The following is a 22,834-nucleotide window of genomic DNA, read 5'->3' on the forward strand; positions in this document are numbered from 1 at the left end:
GTAATCCATGGGTTTGATGACCGCGTTGCGCTTCAATATGACCAACGTCGCCGATCCTGCGGGAAGGCACGCGGATCGCTACCAGGCCGCCCTGGAGATGGCCGCCTATGCCGATCAGCACGGCTTCACCGGTATCAGTTGCGAGGAGCACCATCTGGCGGCGACCGGGTGGTTACCCTCACCACTGATCATGGCCGCGGCCCTGGCGGGGCGGACAACTCGGGTGCGCATCAGCATCAACGCCCTGCTGATCACTCTCTACGACCCAGTGCGGCTGGCCGAAGACATCGCGGTGCTGGACAACCTTTCCAACGGAAGGTTCAGTTTCGTTGCGGGCATGGGTTATCGGCCCGAGGAATACGCGGCGGTAGGCAAAGACTGGACGCAGCGTGGTGCGTTGATGGATCGCTGTATCGAGGTGCTGCTCGCCGCGTGGAGTGACGATCCGTTCGAGTACAACGGACGAATCGTCAATGTCACCCCCAAACCACACACGCGTCCTCGGCCGTTCTTTTTCGTCGGTGGTATGAGCCCTGCCGCGGCACGGCGCGCGGCGAGGTTCGGGCTTCCTTTCGCGCCGCCGATGGCGATGCCCGAAGTCGAAGCGGTCTACGCCGACGAACTTGAAAAGCACGGCCACCGTGGTTTCGTCTACCGCCCGGAGAACGGAAGCACCGTCACGTTGTTGAGCTTCGACCCGGACACCGCCTGGAGTAACTATGGGCACCTGATCCTGAATGAAGCCGTGGAATACAGCCAGTGGAGGCGCCCCGGAGTCACCCGTCCCCACGACATGGCGGCACACACCGTCGAAGAGGTGCGCAGCCGCAACATCGTCGAGATCCTCACCCCCGAGGAGATGCTCGAGCAGATCGCCCATGGCAGAAGAGAAGTCGTGATGAACCCCCTCATCGGCGGACTGCCGCTGGAGGAAGGCTGGGCAAGCCTGCATCTGCTCACAGAGAAGGTGCTGCCAGCGGTCAAGGCACCCGCAGTGAGTGCATCCCCAGCGGGACCGGCTGTCGGATCGCACCCATGATATAATCAACTGATCGATTAATAGTTGCAGCACCATTCGTCGCAGGAAGTGCAGGCATGTACGTCGAGTTGTTTGTGTCTGATGACGCCGCGGCACCGTCTCCGACCAGAAGGCCCGGATCATGACCGTCCCGTCGTCACAGCTCGGCCGGCCGGTCGGTGCCAACGGCGAGGAGACGCGCCGGCGGATCATCACCGCAACCATGCGTTGCGTGGCCGAGGCCGGATATTCACAGGCAAGCATCCGCGAAATCGCCCGTGGCGCCGGCATGACCAGCGGCAGCCTGTATCACTATTTCCCCAACAAGGCCGAACTGCTCAAGGCGACGGTCAAGGAAATAGAGGAACTCGTGTTCCCGCGGCTACGCGCGGCCGCCACCGGTGGCGGGGACGTCGTCGACCGCCTCGAAGCGGTGCTCGACGAGTCCGATCGGTTGATGGGCGAATATCCCTACCTGGCCGCGTTCGAACGCGCCATCCGCGCCGAAAGCGCCGCCTACCTGCGCAGCGGCGACCCCAACCGCACCGGTTTCAAACCCTTGCGGGGCATCATCAAGGAAATCATCGAAGACGCCCGGGCGCAGGGGGCATTGGCCGCCGACATCGATGCCGCAGGGACCATCGATGCGCTCTACGCACTGACGCGCGGCCTCACCGAACAGGCGGCCAACCTGACGCCGCGCGCCTATCACGCCACGCTCGGCGCGGCCAAACAGCTGATCCGAGGAACACTGTTCGCGCCCGACGCCAAGCGCCAATCCGCACGGCGCCGTTGACGTCGGGCCGTACCAACCGAATCCGCTGTCGCTATACGAAGGAATACCGAGATGGCCGATCCGAACATTCCCGCCGGTTTCGATTTCACCGATCCCGACATCTACGCACAGCGCCTTCCCGTCGACGAACTCGCCGTGCTGCGGCGGACGGCGCCGATCTGGTGGAACGAGCAGCCGGTCGGCAAGGGCGGGTTCAACGACGGCGGCTTCTGGGTGGTGACCAAGCACAAGGATGTCAGAGAGGTATCGCTACGCAACGACGTCTTCTCCACCTACGAGAACACGGCGCTCCCGAGATATCCGGATGATGTCGAGCGCGAGAACATCGACGCGGCGCGCGCGTCGATCCTCAACATGGATGCCCCACATCACACCCGGTTGCGCAAGATCATCTCCCGCGCCTTCACCCCGCGAGCCGTCGGACGCCTGCGCGACGAACTCAACGAGGGCGCACGGGCCATCGTCAAAGCCGCTGCAGCCCAAGGGTCCGGGGACTTCGTCGAGCAGGTGGCCCACGATCTGCCGCTGCAGGCCATCGCCGGGCTACTCGGTGTGCCGCCGGAGGACCGCACGAAGCTGTTCCGCTGGGCGGACGAAATGACCGGCAGCGAAGACCCCGAATACGCCGACAGCGACGGCCAAGCGTCGTCGGTCCAGGTGCTGACCTACGCCATGGAGATGGCCGACATCAAGGCGAAGGATCCTGGTGACGACATTGTCACCACACTGGTGAAGGCAGACATTGACGGAGAGAAGTTGTCGGAAACGGAATTTGGCTTCTTCGTTCTCACACTGGCCGTGGCGGGAAACGAGACCACGCGTCACTCCATTACTCAGGGCATGATGGCGTTCAGCGAATTTCCGCACCAGTGGGAGCTGTACAAGCGCCTACGGCCCGAGACCGCGGCCGACGAGATCGTGCGCTGGGCAACTCCGATTACCGCATTTCAGCGCACGGCGCTAGAGGACACCGAGCTTTCCGGCGTGCAGATCAAGAAGGGCGAGCGGGTGGTGTTGTTCTACCGCTCGGCCAACTTTGACGACGAGGTGTTCGAAGACCCCTATACATTCAATGTCCTCCGAAGTCCTAACCCACAGTTGGGCTTTGGCGGCACCGGGGCACACTACTGCATCGGCGCAAACCTGGCGCGGATGACTATCAACCTCATCTTCAACGCCATCGCCGACCAGATGCCCAATCTGCGACCGCTGTCACCGCCGGAGCGGCTGCGCTCGGGATGGCTCAACGGCATCAAGCACTGGCAGGTGGACTACACCGGCGCCGGAGCCGCGCACACCGCGGCGCAGTGACGGCCGCGCCGGGGATGTCGCGCCGAGTCACTCCGGCGCGCCGCGTGGCCGACGTTCTGTCACGCGTCCGAAAGGAGACCTGGGCGCTATATCAGGTCGGCCGTGCCGGGGCACTGCGGCCGATGCCGCTGCGCCGACTTCCCGAAATGTTCCAGGCCATGCGCGCATACGGCCCGACAGGAGGCGCGGTGCGCTCCGCGGCCCTGCGTTTCGGCGATCGGACCGCACTGATCGACGAACACGGCCCGCTGAGCTTCGTCGAGCTGGACACCCGTTCCAACGCGCTGGCTAATGCGTGGCGTGGCCGAGGGCTGTGCAGCGGTGACGGCGTGGCCATCCTGGCGCGCAATCATCGTGGCTTCGTCGACGCGCTGTTTGCCGCCGCCAAGAGCGGGGCGCGAATCGTCCTCCTCAACACCGACTTCGGTGCCGACCAGCTCCGCGACGTGTTGGCGCGGGAGGGCGCCGACCTGCTGGTGCACGACGCCGAGTACGTGGATGCGGTCACCGGGATCGACTTGCGGCTGGGATGTGTCGCCGCGTGGAACGACACGCCGACATCGGAGAGCCTCGACGGCCTAATCAAGCGCGGCGATCCATCGCCGCCGCCCCCCTCGGCAACCAGGGCCCGGTTGGTCATTTTGACCAGCGGCACCACTGGAAGCCCGAAGGGGGCCCCTCGCACGGAGCCGCGGTCGCTGCTGCCGGCGGGCGGCCTGTTGAGCCAGGCGCCGTTTCGGGCGGGTGAGGTCACCGAGTGCTGCGTACCGCTGTTTCACGCGCTGGGCTTCGGCCATCTGATGCTCAGTCTGCTGATGGGTTCGACCCTGGTGGTCCGCCGCCGCTTCGACCCGGTCCACACCCTGCAAAGCCTCGCCGAACATCGCGCGACGGCGATGGTCGCTGTGCCGATCATGCTGCGCCGGCTCATCGACCTTGGGCCGCAGGAATTCTCGGGCAAGGATCTCTCGGCGCTGCGGATTGCTTTCGTCGCCGGCTCGCAGCTTGGCGGTGCGCTGTGCCGGGAGACCATGGATGTCTTCGGCCCGGTCGTCTACAACATGTACGGGTCGACCGAGGTTGCCTACGCCACGCTCGCCACACCTGTGGACCTGGCGGTCGAGCCCGGCTGTGTCGGCCGGGTGGTGCCCGGCACGGCCGTAAGACTCTACGACGACCGCGGCCGGCCGATACCGGTCGGATCACCGGGCCGGATCTTCGTCGGCAATGACATCACGTTCGACGGGTACACCGGCGGGGGCTCTAAGGAATCCATCGACGGCCTACTGGCCACCGGTGATATCGGCCATTTCGATGCCGACGGCAGGCTCTTCATCGACGGCCGCGAGGACGACATGATCGTCTCCGGCGGAGAGAATGTCTTTCCCGCCGAGGTCGAGGACGTGCTGGCCGCCCATCCGGCCATCCGCGAGGCGGCGGTCGTCGCTGTGCATGACGACGAGTACGGGCAGCGGCTGGGCAGCTTCATCGTGCTGCAGCCCGGCGCGACGCTCACCGAGCAGGACGTCAAGGACATTGTGCGACAAGGGCTTGCGCGGTTCAAAGTACCGCGCGACGTCCGCTTCGTCGAAGCGCTGCCGCGCAATCCTACCGGCAAGGTCGTCAAGCGCCTGCTCGACGGACAGGGGTAGCCCGCGCGCCGGACGCTACAGTGACCGCAGCCGGCGGATCCGGTCGGCGATGACTCGCTGTGAAACGCCCGCGTGCGGCGCCAGCCATTCGAACGCGTGCGGACAGCCCGGATGCACGTGCAACTCGGTCGGCACGCCCGCAGTTGTCAGTCGGCGCGCGTAGGCGATGTCTTCGTCGCGGAAGATGTCGAGGTCTCCGACGTCAAGGTAGGCCGGGGGTAGCCCGGATAGGTCGGTGGCCCGGGCCGGGGCGGCATACGGCGCGACGTCATCACGGCCGACAGACTCGCCCAGCAAGGCCGCCCACCCGGTGACGTTGTCGTTGTGGGTCCACGTCAACAACTGTGCCAACTCCGAATCCGGCGTCAGGGTCCGATCATCGAGCATCGGATACGCCAGGAGTTGTAGGGCGATCGGCGGGCCGTCGCGGTCGCGGGCCAGCAGGCACACGGCCGCTGCCAGGCCACCCCCGGCGCTGTCGCCCATGACCGCCAGCCGTGCCGGATCGATCTGCAGCTCGGCGCTGCGAGCGGCCAGCCACAGCAGCGCCGCATAGCAGTCCTCGACTGGCACCGGATGAGGATGTTCGGGCGCGACGCGGTAGTCGACCATCAGCATCGGAACCCCCGACACGGAGACGTAGTGGCGCACCGCGGCGTCGTACAACAAGCCGAGCTCGTCGAGCCCGAGAATCATTCCGCCGCCGTGCAGATACAGTGCCGCGCTTCCCGGTTGATGCGACCCGGCTCGCCGATACCAACTCACTGGCAGCGTGGAGCCGTCGTGCGTGCGGATCGCGAAGCGCCGCACCTCGACACCTTCGACCGACGGCAGAAAACTGGCCGCTTGATCGAACATTCGGCGTGCCTTGGCCCTGCGGGTCGCGACGTCGCCAGGCGGGGGTGGTTCGGTGGGACCTGGGGGTGCCAGCGCGGACAGTGCCGCCGCGACCTCGAGATCAATTCGGAGTGCCACTTGCGGTCAGCGATCTGCCGCCAAAGGCGCTGCGAAACCAGTGGATTCGCCCACATCTGGCCGCCACCGCCATGTCACCCAGACACCTGCTCTGCTCCGAAGTCGGCAACCAGCGAGTCGATGGTGATCTGGGCGACGACGTTCATGTCCGCGTCGTAGATCTCGTAGAGCAGACCCGTCGGCGAGTCCGGCCGTGCACCGAAGTAGACCAGGCCGCCGTTGTCTCCACCGCGCTCGAGGTGCGGCTTTTGGTCGTTGCCGGTCAGGGCGTAGTCACCGGCGCGGCGGAAACGGTGGTTGCCGACCGAGCCGTCGTTCTCGACGTCCCATAGGTGTTGCTCGCCATCCAGGACAATGACGCTGGTGGCGGCCGCGTGGCGGTGGATAGGGCAGTGGCCGCCATCACCTTGCCACCGCACGACCATGTCGAGGGTTGCGGCGCCCCGGTCGTAGCCCAGGATCGTATAGTCGTGGCGAATCTTGTGTCTCGAGCCTGGCCGTCCCGTGACTTCTTTCCATCGGTAGCGGGACGGGTCGAACGTGCCGTTGATCATCGCTTGACCTCCTGACGGCGCCAGCCTGGAAGGCGATCAGCGATTCGTAGCGATGCACCGTCGCCATTCATCGCCGCGCTACCGCCTTGGCCGCAATCACCAGTTCCTGCAAAGCGTCCAGCTGATTCGGCAATGTCGACAGCCGACGCATGTCGGTGAGCCTAATCTCGGCAGATGATGTAATCAACCGTTTGATCACATCACGCTATCCGCGGCCTGGTGCCGCGACCTTCGTCGCCGAAACGCTAACCGAGCGGGCCGCGCTTTCTCATGGCTGAGAACGCATTACGGGTCTATCGGCGAAGCTAGCGGCGATCGAATCACCCAGGGTCCACAGCGAAACCCCGATCAGCACCAGATCCTTGAGCAGGAACTGGCCCGGCAACGCCGACAGGACGGGAATGCCACCGGCATGGGTCGCGACCACTCCCGGGGTGGTGAAGAGGAAGCTCAGCGTTCCCAGGAACAGCATCACCGCCAGCGCGCTGCCGGCCGCCGACGCGCGTGGCCACACCGGCCTCAGCGCAATCAAAACTGCGGCAACGATTTCCATGGCCCCCAGCGCGCGCGCGACCGCGGTGACGCTCAGCACGTCGTAGATCCAGCTCATCAGTGGGCTGTGTTCGATGAGCACGCGGGATTCCATCTTCACGTACTTCCCGAACCCGATCCAGGCCAGGACGACGACCAGCCCGTAACGGCTGATGAGCCGTCCCCACCGGGTCAGCAGCTGCGCCGCGGGGTGCGGAGCCGCTGCGGGGGCTGCGATGGCGGCGGCCGCGGGCGGCTCGTTTTCGTTCACGGTGCAACCACGAGTGACGCCCCGCTCGCGTTCAGCGTTGCAGCTTTATCCGGTATAACGAACGCGCAACTGGGCTAGCGTCGCCTCGATACCGGCGGCATTGCCTTTGCAGGCACCGATCCGCTCGTAGTACTTCAGCGCGTTCTTGACCGCACCGGCGTCGCGATAGTCGAACGTCTCCGTCACCCGCGTCCGAGTCGGCGAGAGCGCCTCGAATTTCCACCGCCAGCGGTGCCCCATCGGGTGGCGCCATTCGACCAGTTCGTTCGGTTTGAGGGCGGTCACGGTGCTGGTGATGCGATACGGCAGGCCGTACATCTTCATGTTGGTCGAAAACTTCGACCCCACAGCCATTTCCGCGGGCACTTTGACGTTGTCGCGGACGGTGCCCGATCCGTCCAGTTCGCTGTGCCGCCGGGGATCGGCGGCCATGGCGTACAGCTCTGCGGCCGGTGCGGCCACTTCGACCGACCGGCTTACCTGTCGCGGACCCGCGTCGACAACGTTGACGGTCATAATCGTTCCTTTCGGCTGTCCGGCGGCGTCAGGTCGACGCTACGCCCGCCGAGTCGAACTCGGAACAGAAGCCGCCGGCCTTGCCCCGCCCGTGCTTGGCACGACTTGGAAACCCCCGTCGAGAGGATCCGAAAGACAAATGAATCAGCCGATTTCGGGGAAGGTGGCGCTGATCACCGGCGCCGCGCGGGGCAGGGCCGGGCGCACGCCGTCCGCCTGGGCGCCGACATCATCGCGGTCGACATCGCCGGGCCATTGCCGCCGAGCGTTCCCTACGATTCGCCCACACCCGAGGATCTGGCCGAGACGGCACGGCTGGTGAGCGCCTGCGACAAACGGGTGATCACCGCGGCCGTCGACATCCGGGACCTCGACGCACTCAAAGATGCCGTCGACCGGTTGGTGGCCGAACTGGGCCGTCTCGACATCATCGTCGCCAACGCCGGGATCTGCAGTCCCGCGCCCTGGGACCAGATCACTGCGGAGGCGTTCCGCGACACCATCGACACCAACGTGACCGGCACCTGGAACACGGTGGTGGCCGGCGCTCAGCACATCATCGACGGCGGCCGCGGCGGGTCGATCATCCTCATCGGGTCGGCCGCCGGCATCAGCATGCAGTCGTTCATGATCCACTACACGGCGAGCAAGCACGCCGTCGTCGGGATGGCGCGCGCATTCGCCGCCGAACTCGGCCGGCACAATATCCGCGTCAACAGCCTCAACCCCGGAGCGGTCTCGACAACGATGGGTACCGGGCGGACGCGCGAAGCCCTGCAGGCGGCCGCCGACACCTATCCGCACTTGCGGGGCTGCACAAGCCGCTGCTGCCCGAGGGGATCGCCCAGCCGGAGGACATCGCCGACGCCGTCGCCTGGCTTGCCTCCGACCAGTCCCGGTTGGTCACGGCAACCCAGCTCTCGGTCGATATCGGCGTGGGCTACGTCTGATCCCGGATGGGGACCGATCCCGGCCGCGGCCTTCGCCCCGTCGTCGACCAGGCAGAATGGTGGTACCCACGTCGCCCCGGTTGGGCGCAGCTTTCGAGCCGGCACCCGTTTGTACTGACGGCTCGTCGGGGGAATACCTCCACGGACGTGGGCGTTGCTTGCACGGCATACCCCGCCAGGGTATTAGGAAAGGGAGGCCATGACCACGAGCGAATTCCAAGTCGACGGGATGAGCTGCGGCCACTGCGAGGCGGCTGTCAAGGACGAGGTCGGCCGCCTCCCAGGCGTGCAGCGCGTGGACGTCAGCGCCGACACGGGCAGGCTGGTGGTCACGAGTTCCGCCGCCGTCGACGCGGCCGCGATCCTCGGCGCGGTGGACGAGGCCGGCTACGAGGCCGTCCTGGTGGCATGAGCGCTGCGCCGGTGAGCCATATCGAACTGAACATCGCGGGGATGACGTGCGCGTCGTGCGCCGCCCGGGTCGAGAAGAAGCTCAACCGGCTCGACGGCGTCGCCGCCACCGTGAACTACGCCACCGAAAGAGCCGCCCTTACGGTTCCCCCGGGGTACGACCCCCAGCTGCTGATCGCCGCCGTCGAACAAGCCGGTTACACGGCCGCCCTGCGGCAACGGCGGGAGGAGCCCGCTTCCGGAACGGCTGATGCAGCCGACGAGCCCGGGCTGAGCGCGCTTCGCACCCGCCTGATCACCGCGGCCGTGCTCGCCGCCCCGGTGATCGCGATGGCGATGATTCCGGCGTGGCAGTTCCGCTATTGGCAGTGGGCGTCGCTGGTACTGGCCGCGCCGGTCGTCGTGTGGGGCGGCCGTCCGTTCCACACCGCCACCTGGGCCAATCTCCGACACGGCGTCGCCACCATGGACACCCTCGTCTCGATCGGAACGCTCTCGGCATTCCTATGGTCGCTGTATGCGCTGTTCTTGGGGACGGCCGGAGACCTGGGGATGCGCGACAGCTTCCAACTGACCGTCCGACCGTCCGACGGCGCGGGCAACATCTACCTCGAAGTGGCCGCGGGCGTGACCCTGTTCGTGCTGGCCGGGCGGTACTTCGAGAAGCGCTCGAAGCGGACGGCGGGCGCCGCGCTGCGCGCCCTGCTAGAGCTCGGCGCCAAGGATGTCGCCGTCTTATGGGACGGCGCCGAGGCCCGCATCCCCGTGGAACGGCTTGCGGTCGGGGACAAGTTCGTGGTGCGGCCCGGGGAGAAGGTCGCCACCGACGGAATCGTGGTCTCGGGATCCTCGGCCGTCGACGCCTCGATGCTCACCGGCGAATCCATCCCCGTCGAGGTCGGCGAGGGCGACACCGTCACGGGCGCCACCATCAACGCCGGCGGGCGCCTCGTCGTGCGCGCCACCCGGGTCGGCGACGACACTCAGCTGGCGCACATGGCCAGGCTGGTCGAGGAGGCCCAATCGGGCAAAGCCGAGGTGCAGCGGCTCGCGGACCGGATCTCCGGCGTGTTCGTCCCTGTGGTCATCGGGATCGCCCTGGCCACGCTCGGCGGATGGCTCGCGTTCGGATTTTCGCTCACCGCGGCCCTGACAGCGGCCGTCGCGGTGCTGATCATCGCTTGCCCGTGCGCCCTCGGGCTGGCGACCCCGACCGCCCTGCTGGTCGGCACCGGCCGCGCGGCTCAGCTCGGCGTGCTGATCAAGGGCCCCGAAGCCCTGGAGTCGACGCGCGAGGTCGACACGATCGTGCTCGACAAGACCGGCACCGTCACCACCGGGAAGATGACCCTGGTCGACGTGATCAGCGGGCCGGGGGCCGACCGCCAAACGCTGCTGCGCTACGCCGGCGCGCTCGAGGATGCGTCCGAGCATCCCATCGCGCAGGCCATCGCCAAGGCCGCCAAAGCCGAGCTCGGCGCCCTGTCCCCAGCCGAGGGCTTCACCAACCTGGAGGGCAACGGCGTGCGGGGCAGCGTCGACGGCCACACCGTGGTCGTCGGGCGGGCGGGCCTGCTGACCGATTCTGGCCAGCCACTGGACGCCGCGCTGTCGGCGGGCAAGGACCGCGCCGAGGGCGAGGGCAAGACCGCGGTCGTCGTCGGCTGGGACGGCCGCGCCCGCGGAATCCTGGTGGTCGCGGACACGGTCAAATCGACCAGCGCGGCCGCGGTCCGGCAATTCAAGCGGCTGGGCCTGTCGCCGATCCTGCTGACCGGCGACAACGGGACCGTCGCGAATCGGATCGCCGACCAGGTGGGTATCACCCAGGTCATCTCCGACACGATGCCCGCCGACAAGGTCGCCGCCATCAAGCGGTTGCAGTCGGAAGGCAGGGTCGTCGCCATGGTCGGTGACGGCGTCAACGACGCCGCGGCTCTGGCGACCGCCGACCTCGGGGTGGCGATGGGCACCGGCACCGACGTCGCGATCCAGGCCGCCGACCTCACCGTGATCCGCGGTGACCTGCGTGCCGCGGTCGACGCGATCCGGCTGTCCCGGCGGACGCTGGCCACCATCAAGGCCAACCTGTTCTGGGCCTTCGGCTACAACGTCGCCGCGATCCCGCTCGCCGCGCTCGGCATGCTGAACCCGATGCTCTCCGGCGCCGCGATGGCGTTCTCAAGCGTGTTCGTCGTCGCCAACAGCCTGCGGCTGCGCTCGTTCACCAGCGTCACAGAAGCCTAGAACGCGCGCCCACACGCCGCGCTGGCAGCCGGACGGGTGGTGCTGATGTGGGATAGTTGTTCGCGACCCACCGCGTTCGAAAAGACCACGGGTCCGCCCCGCGCAGCGATCGACTCAGCAAAGGCAACGACCGTTGGACCAATTCTTCGGACGACTGTCCTTGCTGCACGGCTGGTTTCCGCCGACCGTGCAGGGACTGGCGCTGCTGGTGCTGATCATCGCGATCCAGTGGCGTGCGCGGCGCTGGCTCAAGCGGGTGCTGCCGGTGGCGTTGATCGCGGCCGTCGGGGTGACGCTGCTGGCGCGCTGGTACGTCACCTCGCTCGGGGTGGCGGGCGACCCGGCGCCGACGACGCTGTGGCTCTGGATCGCGATGAGCGGCCTGGCCACCGCGGTGTTCCTGGTGGGTTGGCGGGGGATCCGCTGGTGGCGCCGCGGGGTGGCGGTGCTTGCGATACCGCTGTGCGTGCTGTGCGCGGGCATGGCGCTGAACGGCTGGGTGGGCTACTTCCCCACCGCGCTCGCCGCCTGGAACCAATTGACGTCGGTACCGCTGCCCGACCAGATCGACCGGCTGCGGGTGACCGAGATGCAGGTCGCCGGGACCAAGCCGACCAAGGGCGTGGTGGTGCCGGTGGACATCGACGACAACGCGTCCCACTTCCCCCACCGCAGGGAACTGGTCTACCTGCCTCCCGCCTGGTTCAACACCAATCCGCCACCCCGGCTGCCGGCCGTCATGATGATCAGCTCGGCCTTCAACACCCCGGCCGACTGGCTGGGCCCCGGCGGCGCCTTCACCGCCATCGACAACTTCGCCGCCGCACATCACGGGTTCTCCCCGGTGCTGGTGTTCGTCGATCCGACCGGCTCCTTCGACAACGACACCGAGTGCGTCAACGGCACCCGCGGCAACGCCGCGGACCATCTGACCAAAGACATCGAGCCCTTCATGGTGTCGAACTTCGGCGTCAGCGCCGATCGGGCCAACTGGGGCGTCGCCGGATGGTCGATGGGCGGGACCTGCGCCGTCGACCTGGCCGTCATGCACCCCGAGCTGTTCAGCGCGTTCGTGGACATCGCCGGTGACCGCGGTCCCAACGGCGGCTCCAAGGATCAGACTGTCGCCCGACTGTTCGGCGGCAATCACGACGCTTGGGCCGCCTTCGACCCGGTCACCGTCATGACTAAGCACGGTCACTACGACGGCCTGTCGGGATGGTTCGACGTGCCTTCATCGACGGAGGCGCGCACTGTCGCGCAGGAGGCCAATCCCACCCTCACCGCGTCGAGCAGCGATCCTGCCGCCAACCCCGAAGGCCAGGACGCCGCCGCGGACTCGCTGTGTGCCGTCGGCACCGCCCACGGCATCGCCTGCGCGGTGGTCACCCAGCCGGGCAAGCACGACTGGCCGTTCGCCGCTCAGGCGTTTGCCGCGGCACTGCCCTGGCTGGCCTCGACGCTCGGCACGCCCAACACCGAACCGGTGCAGCTGCCGCAGCGGGCCGCCGGGGAACCACACTGATCCCAAAATTCACAGCTGACCCACCCGTAACGCAGCCGACATAACGGCCCTGGTAGTGATACGTTCGCTGCTGATGCCTGGCGATTTTCTGCATGACGGGCCGCCCCCACGCGGGTCGGCTCGCCGCTCGCCGCGGCGCAGCCAACATCGGGGCCAGCCCGGATCACCCCGTCCGTCATTCACTCCAGGTTTTCGCCTGCCCGCGATGAACCGCCGTCAGTTCCTCGGATCGCTCGCCGCGTCAGTCGTCGCCGGCGTGGGCGCTGCGCGGCTCATTGTCGACCCGCAGCCGCGAACGTTCGCCCAAGCACCGACCGATTTGGTGCCGACCTCCGGCCCCACCGCGCCACAGGCCCTGTTGCCGCCCCCGCCGCCGAGCGCCCGCATCCCGCTGCCCGGCGGTGGCGCCCTGATGAAGATCCCCGGTGAAGGCGACCTGCTTGCGCTGACCGTCGACGACGGCGTCAACAGCGACGTGGTGCGGGCCTACACGCAGTTCGCCAAGGACACCGGCGTGCGGCTGACCTATTTCGTCAACGGGGTCTACGACTCGTGGACCGAGAACAAGGAAATGCTGCGTCCGCTGGTCGACAGCGGCCAGATCCAGCTCGGCAACCACACCTGGTCACACCCGGACCTGACGACGCTGACGAAAGAGAAAGTCGCCGAGCAGCTCGCCCGCAACGACGAATTCCTCAAGAACACGTACGGCATCGGCGCGAAGCCGTACTGGCGGCCGCCCTACGCGAAGCGCAACGCCGCCGTGGACGCGGTGGCCGCCGACCTCGGGTACAAGGTCCCTACGTTGTGGTCGGGCTCGCTGTCGGATTCGACGTTGATCACCGAGGAGTACATCGTCCAGATGGCCGATCAGTACTTCACGCCGCAGGCCATCGTCATCGGGCACCTCAACCATCTGCCGGTGACGCATGTCTATCCGCAACTCGTCGACATCATCCGCGACCGCAACCTGCGCACCGTCACCCTCAACGACGTATTCGTCAAAACGCCGTAGCCCCAAGCGTTTACCCGGCGGGCCGGATGTTCTGGTTGATGCGGAACACGTTGCCCGGATCGTATTGCGCCTTGATCTCGGTGAGCCGCCGGTAATTCGGGCCGTAGGTCGCCCGGACGCGGTCCTGGCCCTCGTCCATCATGAAGTTCACGTAGGCGCCGCCGGCCGAGTACGGATGGGTGGCGGCCCAGTAGTCGACGGCCCAGCGCTTCAACAGTTCCGCGTTCGCCGGGTCCGGGTCCACCCCCGCGATGACTTGCGAGAAGTTGACGTCCCGGTAGGATAAGGCCGTCTCGGTCTGTCCGACCCGGTGCACGGCGCCGTCGATCGGGTACAGGTGCATCGTGGAGTGCATGGTCGGCAGTTCCTCGGTGAAACGGGCGTGCGCCGCCACCGCCCCGTCGTCGAGGGTACGGAAGAAGTCGCCGCGCCAATACCATTGCAGCCCTTTGGGATACAGGGCATCGAAGGTGGAATTCAGGACGGGGAAGGGCGCGGTACCCAGGCCGTCGAATGCGGGTTGCATCTGGTGGACGGGCGCGAACGCCTCCTCGGCGCCGGCGGGATCGCCTGTGTAGCACCAGACCACGGCGCAGGCCTTCTGCAGGTGGAACGCCTCGGGGAACGGCGCCACCGGCGGGACGGTCATGGCCGCGAAGAATCCGTAGAGATCCTCGTCCTGAGCCGGGACGAACTCCCGATACCAGCTGAGGATGTCGGCGGTGGCCGACGCGGGCCAGGCGGTGGGACCGCAGATCACGGTGTGCACCGGATGCAGTCGGAACGTGAAAGACGTTACGACGCCGAAGTTTCCGCCGCCGCCGCGCAGTCCCCAGAACAGGTCGGGGTGCTCGGTTTCGGACGCCCGCGCCACGCTTCCGTCGGCCAGCACCAGCTCGGCCTCCACCAAATTGTCGATTGTCAGGCCGTATTTGCGTGACAGGTAGCCGTGGCCGCCGCCGAGGGTGAGGCCACCTACTCCGGTGGAGGAGATGATGCCGGACGGCACCGCCAACCCGTGTGCGTGCGTCGCGGCGTCCACTTCAGCCCAGGTCGCGCCGCCTTGCACCCGGGCGGTGCGCCGCTCGGCGTCCACGTCGACCCGGTTCATCGGCGACAGGTCGATGACCAAGCCTCCGTCGACCGTGCCGAAGCCGGGGCCGTTGTGACCGCCCCCGCGCACGGCGACCACCAAGTTGCGATCGCGCGCGAATTCAAGGGCTGCCGCGACATCCGCGGCGGATTCACAGCGGGCGATCACCGCCGGCCGCTTGTCGATCATGCCGTTGTGCACCGCGCGGGCCTCGTCGTACCCCGGGTCGCCGGGCAGGATCACCTCGCCGCTCACCCGGGCCCGTAGCCCGTCGTTCTCGATTGCCAGGCTCATGACCCCGCACCTCCTTGTTTGCTCGGCACTTCGTGATGCCGCGACGCTACGGGGCGGGACGTTCGCGCGTCATGACCATCATGAGGCACTTTGGCGTTGCTGAGCGATAGTTAGAACTGACTATCGACCTGCCCTGTCGGCGCGGTTACGTTGAGACGATGGCGCTGTGGGTGCCGCCCCCGCTCCCGGCCGAGCTGATCGCTCGTCGCCGCGGCCCGCTCGTGGGTCGCGGCGCGGAACTCGCGGTGTTCGAGCAGGCCTGGGAGCGCGTCGAACGGGGCAATCGCCAGGCGGTTTTCATCGGCGGTGAGCCCGGGGCCGGTAAGACGCGGCTGGCCGCGGAGGTGGCCGGGACGCTGTTCGCCCACGGCGTCGCGGTGCTGGTGGGGGGTTCGACCGCCGACGAGGATCTGCCCTACGCGCCGTTCGCCGAAGCGCTCGACCGGCTGCTGATCGCAGGTTCGCCGGGTTCGATGGCCGAACCGTTGCGCAACGTGGGACCGCAGCTGCGGCGCCTGTCACCACACGTGAGTCGGCATTTGCCCGACGACGGCCCGGTGCCCGATGTCGGGCAACCGCGCCAAGCCCTCTTCGACGCGTTGACCGGCTTGCTGCGGCGGCTCGCGGACGATCGACCGATCGCCTTGATCCTCGACGACCTGCACTGGGCGCAGTTGCCCACGCTCGCGCTACTCGAGCACGTGTTGATCGGCTGCGCCGACGTGCGCGTGCTGGTGGTGGTCACGTTCCGCACCACCGAGCCCGACCGGTCCGACGATCTGGCCACCCGGCTGGCCGAACTGCACCGGTTCGACGGGGTGCGGCGCCTGGACCTGGCGGGCCTGGACACCGAGGCGATCGCCGAGTTCGTGGCACGAACCCAGCAGCTGGCCCCGGCGTCGGCACGCACGGCCGCCGCCCTGCTGCGCGAGAGAACCGGCGGCAATCCGTTCTTCCTGACCGAATTGGTCAACGACCTCGAAATCCGCGGCGGCCTGGCCACATTGAGCACGCAGCAGACGGTCCCCGCATCGATCGGGGACGCCATTGCCCGCCGCCTCGCCGGGCTGGGGACCGGCGTTCGTGCGGTCATCGAGCAGGCGGCGGTGCTGGGCCAGACGTTCGACCTGCCGGCCCTCATCGCGACGTGCGAGACGGAGGTCGGTGCGACGCTGGCGGCGATCGACTCGGCCGAGGCCGTCGGGTTGGTCCGTGCGGTGCACGGCTCCGACGACGAATTCGCGTTCGTGCACGCGCTGACCCGTGAATCGGTGCTCGGCGGGATGGCGGCGTCGCGGCTGCGGATCATGCACGCGCGCGCCGCCGAGGCCCTGGAGGGACGCGCGGACCCGTCGCTCGTTCCGCGGCTGGCCAACCACTTCCTGGTGGCGCACGTCCTGGGCTACCACGAGCAGGCCTTGCGGTACGCGCGTCAGACAGCGCGGATGGCCGAACAGAGCCTGGCCTATGAGGACGCGGCGAAGTGGTTCGAGCGGGCGGCGTCGCTTCCCGAACTCAGCCTCGCCGAGCGGGCCAGGCTGCAGCTCGACGCGGCCGCCAACCACGTGCGCGGCGGCTCGTTCGCGCGGGCGCGAGCCATCTACGAACGCATCGGCGGGATGGACGACCCACTGATGCGGCTGGAGGCGGCCGTCGGCTACGAGGAGGCGAATTGGCGTCCCGGGCAGTCGAATTCGAAGGCGGCCGACCTGCTGGCGTCGGCGCTGGAATCGTGCGGGCTGCAGGCCGATGACCCCCGCTATGTGCAGGCGCTCGGCAGCTTCGGGCGGGCGCTGGCGTTCGCCGGTGAGGCGGCGCGGGCCCGCGAGGTCGGCGCCGACGCGATCGAGCGCGCGCGGGCCCTCGGCGACGCTGCGGTGCTGCTGCACACGTTGAAGACGAGCCTGTGGCAGGGCCTCACCCCGGAGATGAGCAAGGTCCAGGCGGTGCGTGCGGCCGAGGTGTCGGGGATGGCCCTGTCGCGTCGCGACTACGAGTCGTTGGGCGCCGCATCACATTTCCACGCCTTGGTCAGCTACCTCGCAGGCCGGCCCGACGGCCTGGCCGCCGCGACCGCCGACATGCGGCGGGCGGCCCAGAGCTGCGGTCAACCTGCCTTCGGCTTTGTCGGCGCGTGCATGGAGCAGGCGCTCGCCTACCTGCGCGGCGACTTCACCGGCGCCGAACGGTGGGCCGACATCGCCCTGCGCACAGGCGATTTGTTCGGCAGCGACGACACCGAGGGCTCGAACGGTGTCCAGATGTTCATGATCCGCCGCGAGACCGGCGATCTGAAGAGATTCGGCGAGTTTATCGACGGCAGTGAGACATTCGCCGGCCGCTGGGTGCCCGGCCTGCTTGCCCTCTACACCGAGCTGCAGTGCGAACGCGGCATGAGCCGCGCGTTGAATCAGTTGCTCAACCGCAACCTCGACGACCGCCTCGAGGACGCGCAATGGCCGATGGAGCTGGTGTTCATGGTGGAGGCGGCGTTGGAGCTGTCCCACCGCGAAGCGGTGCACGCGCTGCGCCCGTTCGTCTCGCGTTATGCCGGAAAGAATTTGGTGGCCGGCCAGTTCGTTGCGTTGTTCGGCAGCGCCGACCGGTATCTGGCGCGGATGGCGGCGCTCTGCGGGGACGGCGCTGCCGCCGAGCGGCACTTCGTCGCCGCGCTCGAAATGGACCGCAGCATGGGCTCGGTGGTCCATATCAGCGAGACGCTGGCCCGCCAGGCGTTGTTCGCGGCGTCGTACGGTCGCACCGAGGACGCCCGGCACCTGGCCGACGAGGCGCGCACCATCGCCGGTGCGATCGGGCAGGTCCGCGTCGTCGACCTGGCGGACTCGGTGCTGACCACCGGTCCCGTGGGCCCGGACGGCCTGACCGAACGGGAGGTCGAGGTGCTGCGGTTGCTCGCAGAGGGGTTGAGCAATCGCGCCATCGGCCAACGCCTTTTCATCAGCACCAACACCGCCGCCAACCACGTGCGCAACATCCTGATCAAGACGGGCGCCGCGAACCGAACGCAGGCGGCGATGTATGCCGCCGATCACGAGCTACTCGGGTAGCGCGCTTAGATGTCGGACAGGGCCCCGTCCGGCATGAGCCGGTCCTTCACCTCGACGATCGCGTCGGCCGGCAGGCCGGCACGCGCTGCCGCGGTTCTGATGGCCTCGGGCGACGGCGCCTCGTACAGGCAGTAGGTCTTCCGTTTGTCCGCCGACAGGAACGAGTACATCCAGCGAACGCCCTCCTGGTCGTTGATCCGGTTGATACCGTCGGCGATCTCGAGGCCGGGTTCCAGTTCCTCGGCAAAGTTGCGCTCGACCATGAAGATGGGCACGGCGGACTCCTGTCACTGTGTTGGGTCGAGCCTAAGCCGTCGGCGTCGGTGACGACGTGGGAATTGCGGGCGGGGTTATTCCCCCGCAGCCTCGCTCTGACCGGCGAGCAGCATCTGTAAGGTCTCCCGAAATTCGCTTAGTCGCCGACGTCCCAGGACCTGCTCCCATCGCTGCTCCAAATCGATTGCGTTCGAACGCATTACCCCCAGTGCCTGCCGGCCGCGCGGCGTCAGCTCGATGGTTCGGGTCCGCGCGTCCAGGGGGTTGGGGACCCGGGTGACATAGCCATGTCGCTCCAGTCCGGTGATCGCCTGGGCCACCGCCTGCCTGCTCACCTGGAGTCGGTCGGCCAGGTCGGAGGCATGCAACCCGCCGGCCGCCAGCGGGGCCAGCGCGACCGCCTGCGCCGGGCGGATCCCGTCGAGGCCCGCCGCGGCAAACGCCGCCCGCAACCGCGGCGCCCCGGACGCGGCCACCATGTTCACCAGCGCGGGCACCGTGGGCTGCCAGTTTGGATGCAGAGGCTGTCGCATGGGGAAAGTGTGCCCACCCAGATCCAGATTGACAAGTAACTTGTCAAATCACTCGCCCCCTGCCACGATGACGTCATGCGATCGCGAAGCGCCCGGGCCATCAGCGTTTCCCTCGTCGCCGTCCTGGCCGTCGTGCTCGGCGGGTGCCTCGGCGGCGGCGGCCATGCGCTGGGAACGCCCGGTGCGCAATCGATTCCGGTCGGGCAATCCACCCAAAGCATCGAGTCAGGCGGGGTCAGCCGGAGCTTTCACCTGTACCGGCCGCAGGGGTTGACCGATGCGGTGCCGGTGGTGGTGATGCTGCATGGCGGTTTCGGCAACGGGGCGCAGGCCGAGCGCTCATATCACTGGGACAGCGAGGCCGACGGCGGACATTTCCTGGTCGCCTACCCGGACGGCCTCAACCGCGCCTGGAACGCCGGGACCTGTTGCGGCGAGCCCGCGCACCTCAACACCGACGACGTCGGCTTCATCAACGCCATGGTCGGCGCCATCGAGCAGCAGATCCCGGTCGATCGCGCGCGGATCTATGTCACCGGCATGTCCAACGGCGCCATGATGGCGCTTCGCCTGGGCTGCCAGTCCGATACCTTCGCCGCGATCGCGCCGGTGGCGGGCACCCTGCTGACCGACTGCTCGGCGGCACGGCCGGCATCGGTGCTGCAGATCCACGGCACGGCCGACGACCGAGTGCCGTATAACGGCGGCCCCGGAAAAGCGTTCGCGATCAATGGATCTCCGCGCGTCGACGGCCCATCGGCGGAGTCCGTCAATGCCACCTGGCGCGCTATCGACGGATGCGGGACGCCGGACTCGACCACCGCCGGCGACGTCACGACGCGGACGGCGGGCTGCGCGGACGGGCGCACCGTGGAGTTGATCTCGGTGGCGGGGGCCGGCCATCAATGGCCCGGCGGCGAGCCGAGTCCCCTCGCCGAAAAGGTCGCCGGGATTCCGGCGCCGTCGACGGCGCTGGACGCCACGGACACCATCTGGCAATTCTTCAGCCAAAAACATCGGTAGCGAAAACCAATCTCTAAAAATTTAGAGATTTCCCTTCCGCTCATGCGCCTGCGATTGTTACCGTTCCGTAATGCGTCGGGCCGGGGGAGTTTTCGCAGCACTGCTGGTAATTGCTTCAGCGCTCGTGGGAGTCGGAAATGCGCGCGCCGACGGCGGGGACGAACCGCGGTACGCGGACTTCTACACCCCGCCGGATCCGCTGCCGCCCGGCCAGCCGGGCGATGTGATCCGTACCGAGCCGTCGCGGCTGGTGCTCGAGCCGTCCGGCCAGCTGGGTGCGATCATGGCCACCGGTACCCGGATCATGTACCGCAGCACCGATACTCGCGGTAACCCGATCGCGGTGACCGGCACCTACTTCGAGCCGTACAACGCCTGGCCGGGCAGCGGTCCGCGACCCTTGATCAGCTATGCACCCGGCACCCAGGGCCAGGGCAATCAATGCGCCCCGTCGCGAATGTTCAACCAGGGCATCCACTATTCGGGCGGCTGGGACATCATGTTCAACTACGAGGAATTGTTCGTCGCCACCATGGTCGCGCGTGGCTTCGCGATCGTGATGACCGACTACGAAGGCCTGGGCACCCCGTCCATGCACACCTATGTGGGTCGGGTGGCCGAGGGGCAGGCGGTGCTCGACGCCGCCCGCGCGGCCATGAAGCTACCTGACACGTCGCTGGATCCCCGTGGGCCGGTGGCGTTTTGGGGTTACTCGCAGGGCGGCGGCGCGACCGCGTCGGCGGCCGAGTTGGCGTCGGCCTATGCCCCCGATCTCCACATCGTGGGCACCTACGCCGGGGCGCCGCCGGCCAACCTCAAGGAGCTGTTTCCGTACGCGGACGGCAGCGCCCTGGTCGGTGTCGTCGGGTACGCACTCAACAGCGTCATGGCGGCCTATCCGGAGTTCGCCGACACCATCCGGTCCAAGATGACCCCCCGCGGGCTGGCGATGCTCGAATCCGTCTCGCGCCAGTGCGTCGGACAAACCCTGCTGGACTTCATGTTTCGTCATATCCAGCCCTATTTCACCGAAGACATCAATCAACTGGTCAACGAGGAACCATTCAGCACCATGTTCGAGGACCAGCGGATCGGACACTTCAAACCCAATGCGCCGGTGATGATCGACAGCAATCGCTATGACCCGCTAGTGCCGTGGACCGCGGCCAATCAGCTCGGCCGCGACTGGTGCGCCCAGGGCGCCGACGTGGAATTCCGCACCAACGAAGAGCCGCCCTTCCTCAACAAGCTCGTCATCAATCACGCGCTGCCCATGCTCGTCGACGGCGAACCGGCCATGCAGTGGATCGCCGCCCGCTTCAACGGCGAGCCCACCACACCGAACTGCGGTCAGTTTTAAACTGGACGCATCGCTGCACGTAGAAAGCACAACGCGCCGGAGCGGCGCCGCCAGCTGGCCGACGCCGCGATAGCGCTGCTGGGCGGCAACGGCGTGCACGGCGTCAGTCACCCGAAGGTCGACGACCAGGCCGGCGTGCCGGCCGGCACCACCTCGTTCTACTTCAGGACCCGCAAGGCTCTGATGCACGCGATGGCGGCGCGACTGGCCGAACTCGACGTCGCCGACTTCTCGATGATGGCCGAACTCGCCGAGGATCACGCCACGCAGTTCACCGGCACCGCGGGCCTGGCCCGCATCGTCATGTACGTCAACAGCGAACCCTGGCTGACCCGCGCCAAGGCACGCTACGAACTCGCGCTGCTCGCCGGCCGGGACCCGGAACTCGCCGCGGCCCTCAACGAATCCGCCGACCGGCTCTACGCCCTGGCGCGCGACGTCGTCACGCAATGGCATCCCGCCGGCAGCGCACCCGATCCGGCATTGGTCGACGACCAGGCGACCGCCACCCTGGCGTTCATCAACGGCATCATGCTGACCTTCGTCGCGGGTCAGCCGGCCGTCGACGATCCCGAGCACCTGGACCGGCTGATCCGGGGCGTCATCGCGGGCGTGGCCGAGGTGCGCGGCGTCTAGAGATTTTTGCGGCGCCCGGCGCGGCTGCGGGGCGCGAGTTGGCGTTCAAGCGCGCCGGTGATGTCGGTGGTGGTCACGACCAGGGCGGTCATGAACTCGATGAGCTGCGGTCGGCTGACGCTGATCTGGTCGCGGTACCACTGGGTGGTCAACTCGAGCAGGCCGCCGACGACCGTCAGGGCGGTCATCATGACGTTGTCGTCGGTCCCTGCGGCCTCACCGAGCAGCGCGCGCACCTGCCCGATCATGACCTGGGTGAGGACGTCGATGACCTCGTGCCGGCGGTCGACCAGCGCTTCGGCCGTTTGCAGCTCTATCAAAAGCCGGGGGCGCCGCGGGTCCCCGTCGATGAAGGCGAACGCGAACTCGAGGACGGCCTGAACGCGGCGCTTGAGTTCGGGTGGTGACTCCGCGACGGTTGCCATGATGCCCGTCAACGCGCGGTTGAACTGGTCCTCGAAAGTTGCGATCAACAATTCGTGGCAGTCGCGGAAGCTCTCGTAGAAATAGCGGTCGTTGAGCCCGGCCCGCGCACTGACGGCCCGCACCCGGAGGTTGCCCACCCCGTGCTGGGCGATGGTGTCGAAGGCGGCCTCGATGAGCTGCCCGCGGCGTTGCTCACGTCGCTGATCCGCGGTCAGGCCGCGATGTACTGCCATGCGGGCGTCAACCCCTCCTCGGCTCGCGGACTTGCGCCCACGCCAATGTTTGGTGAAGTATTTCACCAAACGGTTTGGTGAAATACTTCACCAATCGATCATAGGGGGAACGGTGCCACG

The 22,834-nt window shown here is 67.5% G+C and carries 20 protein-coding genes and 1 pseudogene; 13 read left to right on the forward strand and 8 right to left on the reverse strand.

Annotated elements, in window-relative coordinates; translation table 11 throughout:
• The first annotated feature begins 7 nt into the window (after positions 1 to 7).
• The 4 genes from G6N50_RS19185 (at position 8) to G6N50_RS19200 (ending at position 4,777) form a co-directional block, all read left to right on the forward strand.
• On the forward strand, positions 8 to 1,039 hold the full coding sequence (locus G6N50_RS19185; protein ID WP_083094711.1) for an LLM class flavin-dependent oxidoreductase: 1,032 nt from the start codon (positions 8 to 10) through the stop codon (positions 1,037 to 1,039).
• Between the two features lie 121 nt (positions 1,040 to 1,160).
• Positions 1,161 to 1,814: a TetR/AcrR family transcriptional regulator gene (locus G6N50_RS19190; protein WP_083094712.1), complete on the forward strand. Its 654-nt coding sequence runs from the start codon at positions 1,161 to 1,163 to the stop codon at positions 1,812 to 1,814.
• Positions 1,815 to 1,865: 51 nt separating this feature from the next.
• Positions 1,866 to 3,125 (forward strand): cytochrome P450, encoded by a 1,260-nt coding sequence (locus G6N50_RS19195; protein ID WP_083094713.1) that lies wholly within the window; start codon positions 1,866 to 1,868, stop codon positions 3,123 to 3,125.
• A 44-nt stretch (positions 3,126 to 3,169) separates the two neighbouring features.
• A complete protein-coding gene (locus G6N50_RS19200) occupies positions 3,170 to 4,777 on the forward strand; it encodes an AMP-binding protein (protein WP_232068781.1) in 1,608 nt (535 codons plus the stop codon).
• A gap of 15 nt (positions 4,778 to 4,792) precedes the next feature.
• On the opposite strand, the gene G6N50_RS19205 is transcribed toward G6N50_RS19200, so the two are convergent.
• The 4 genes from G6N50_RS19205 to G6N50_RS19220 all read right to left on the reverse strand — a co-directional run bounded on the left by G6N50_RS19205 (position 4,793) and on the right by G6N50_RS19220 (position 7,624).
• Entirely contained in the window at positions 4,793 to 5,635 is an 843-nt protein-coding gene (locus G6N50_RS19205; protein WP_308204214.1) for an alpha/beta hydrolase, read from the reverse strand.
• A gap of 191 nt (positions 5,636 to 5,826) precedes the next feature.
• Entirely contained in the window at positions 5,827 to 6,306 is a 480-nt protein-coding gene (locus tag G6N50_RS19210; protein ID WP_083094715.1) for a hypothetical protein, read from the reverse strand.
• Positions 6,307 to 6,574: 268 nt separating this feature from the next.
• Complete coding sequence (locus G6N50_RS19215; protein ID WP_372510026.1) at positions 6,575 to 7,075, reverse strand: DUF417 family protein; 501 nt, start codon at positions 7,073 to 7,075, stop codon at positions 6,575 to 6,577.
• A 78-nt stretch (positions 7,076 to 7,153) separates the two neighbouring features.
• On the reverse strand, positions 7,154 to 7,624 hold the full coding sequence (locus G6N50_RS19220) for an SRPBCC family protein (RefSeq protein WP_083094716.1): 471 nt from the start codon (positions 7,622 to 7,624) through the stop codon (positions 7,154 to 7,156).
• 139 nt (positions 7,625 to 7,763) lie between these two features.
• On the opposite strand from G6N50_RS19220, the pseudogene G6N50_RS19225 reads away from it, so the two are divergent.
• The 5 genes and pseudogenes from G6N50_RS19225 to G6N50_RS19245 all read left to right on the forward strand — a co-directional run bounded on the left by G6N50_RS19225 (position 7,764) and on the right by G6N50_RS19245 (position 13,772).
• Positions 7,764 to 8,574 (forward strand): annotated as a pseudogene (locus G6N50_RS19225) (mycofactocin-coupled SDR family oxidoreductase).
• Positions 8,575 to 8,773: 199 nt separating this feature from the next.
• Positions 8,774 to 8,986: a heavy-metal-associated domain-containing protein gene (locus G6N50_RS19230; RefSeq protein ID WP_083094717.1), complete on the forward strand. Its 213-nt coding sequence runs from the start codon at positions 8,774 to 8,776 to the stop codon at positions 8,984 to 8,986.
• Positions 8,983 to 11,232: a heavy metal translocating P-type ATPase gene (locus G6N50_RS19235; RefSeq protein ID WP_083094718.1), complete on the forward strand. Its 2,250-nt coding sequence runs from the start codon at positions 8,983 to 8,985 to the stop codon at positions 11,230 to 11,232. The genes G6N50_RS19230 and G6N50_RS19235 overlap by 4 nt, the downstream gene beginning before the upstream one ends.
• A gap of 133 nt (positions 11,233 to 11,365) precedes the next feature.
• Positions 11,366 to 12,757, forward strand: coding sequence for an alpha/beta hydrolase (locus G6N50_RS19240; protein ID WP_083094719.1), 1,392 nt, complete (start codon positions 11,366 to 11,368; stop codon positions 12,755 to 12,757).
• Positions 12,758 to 12,962: 205 nt separating this feature from the next.
• Positions 12,963 to 13,772 (forward strand): polysaccharide deacetylase family protein, encoded by an 810-nt coding sequence (locus G6N50_RS19245; RefSeq protein ID WP_083094720.1) that lies wholly within the window; start codon positions 12,963 to 12,965, stop codon positions 13,770 to 13,772.
• 10 nt (positions 13,773 to 13,782) lie between these two features.
• On the opposite strand, the gene G6N50_RS19250 is transcribed toward G6N50_RS19245, so the two are convergent.
• The gene (locus G6N50_RS19250; RefSeq protein ID WP_083094721.1) at positions 13,783 to 15,159 is read right to left on the reverse strand and encodes an FAD-binding oxidoreductase; all 1,377 of its coding nucleotides are present in this window, start codon (positions 15,157 to 15,159) and stop codon (positions 13,783 to 13,785) included.
• A gap of 158 nt (positions 15,160 to 15,317) precedes the next feature.
• Between G6N50_RS19250 and G6N50_RS29760 the strand changes: the two genes are divergently transcribed.
• Positions 15,318 to 18,227 carry a helix-turn-helix transcriptional regulator gene (locus G6N50_RS29760; protein WP_083094722.1) on the forward strand — a complete coding sequence of 970 codons (2,910 nt, stop codon included), beginning with the start codon at positions 15,318 to 15,320 and terminating at the stop codon, positions 18,225 to 18,227.
• A 5-nt stretch (positions 18,228 to 18,232) separates the two neighbouring features.
• Here the strand turns inward: G6N50_RS29760 and G6N50_RS19260 are convergent, their stop codons facing one another.
• Together G6N50_RS19260 and G6N50_RS19265 are read right to left on the reverse strand one after the other, a co-directional pair.
• Positions 18,233 to 18,502, reverse strand: a complete 270-nt coding sequence (locus tag G6N50_RS19260; RefSeq protein ID WP_083094723.1) for a DUF4242 domain-containing protein — start codon at positions 18,500 to 18,502, stop codon at positions 18,233 to 18,235.
• A gap of 75 nt (positions 18,503 to 18,577) precedes the next feature.
• The gene (locus tag G6N50_RS19265) at positions 18,578 to 19,036 is read right to left on the reverse strand and encodes a MarR family winged helix-turn-helix transcriptional regulator (RefSeq protein WP_083094724.1); all 459 of its coding nucleotides are present in this window, start codon (positions 19,034 to 19,036) and stop codon (positions 18,578 to 18,580) included.
• 75 nt (positions 19,037 to 19,111) lie between these two features.
• On the opposite strand from G6N50_RS19265, the gene G6N50_RS19270 reads away from it, so the two are divergent.
• The 3 genes from G6N50_RS19270 (at position 19,112) to G6N50_RS19280 (ending at position 22,055) form a co-directional block, all read left to right on the forward strand.
• Positions 19,112 to 20,059 carry an extracellular catalytic domain type 1 short-chain-length polyhydroxyalkanoate depolymerase gene (locus G6N50_RS19270; RefSeq protein WP_083094725.1) on the forward strand — a complete coding sequence of 316 codons (948 nt, stop codon included), beginning with the start codon at positions 19,112 to 19,114 and terminating at the stop codon, positions 20,057 to 20,059.
• 70 nt (positions 20,060 to 20,129) lie between these two features.
• Entirely contained in the window at positions 20,130 to 21,419 is a 1,290-nt protein-coding gene (locus G6N50_RS19275; protein WP_179970036.1) for a lipase family protein, read from the forward strand.
• A 75-nt stretch (positions 21,420 to 21,494) separates the two neighbouring features.
• Positions 21,495 to 22,055, forward strand: coding sequence for a TetR/AcrR family transcriptional regulator (locus G6N50_RS19280; protein ID WP_083094727.1), 561 nt, complete (start codon positions 21,495 to 21,497; stop codon positions 22,053 to 22,055).
• Here G6N50_RS19280 and G6N50_RS19285 read toward each other — a convergent pair.
• The gene (locus tag G6N50_RS19285; RefSeq protein WP_083094728.1) at positions 22,052 to 22,714 is read right to left on the reverse strand and encodes a TetR/AcrR family transcriptional regulator; all 663 of its coding nucleotides are present in this window, start codon (positions 22,712 to 22,714) and stop codon (positions 22,052 to 22,054) included. The two genes, G6N50_RS19280 and G6N50_RS19285, sit on opposite strands and share 4 nt — an antisense overlap.
• Between the last annotated feature and the right edge of the window lie 120 nt (positions 22,715 to 22,834).

Origin of the sequence: Mycobacterium mantenii (assembly GCF_010731775.1) — a bacterium.
In the GTDB taxonomy this organism is placed as follows: domain Bacteria; phylum Actinomycetota; class Actinomycetes; order Mycobacteriales; family Mycobacteriaceae; genus Mycobacterium; species Mycobacterium mantenii.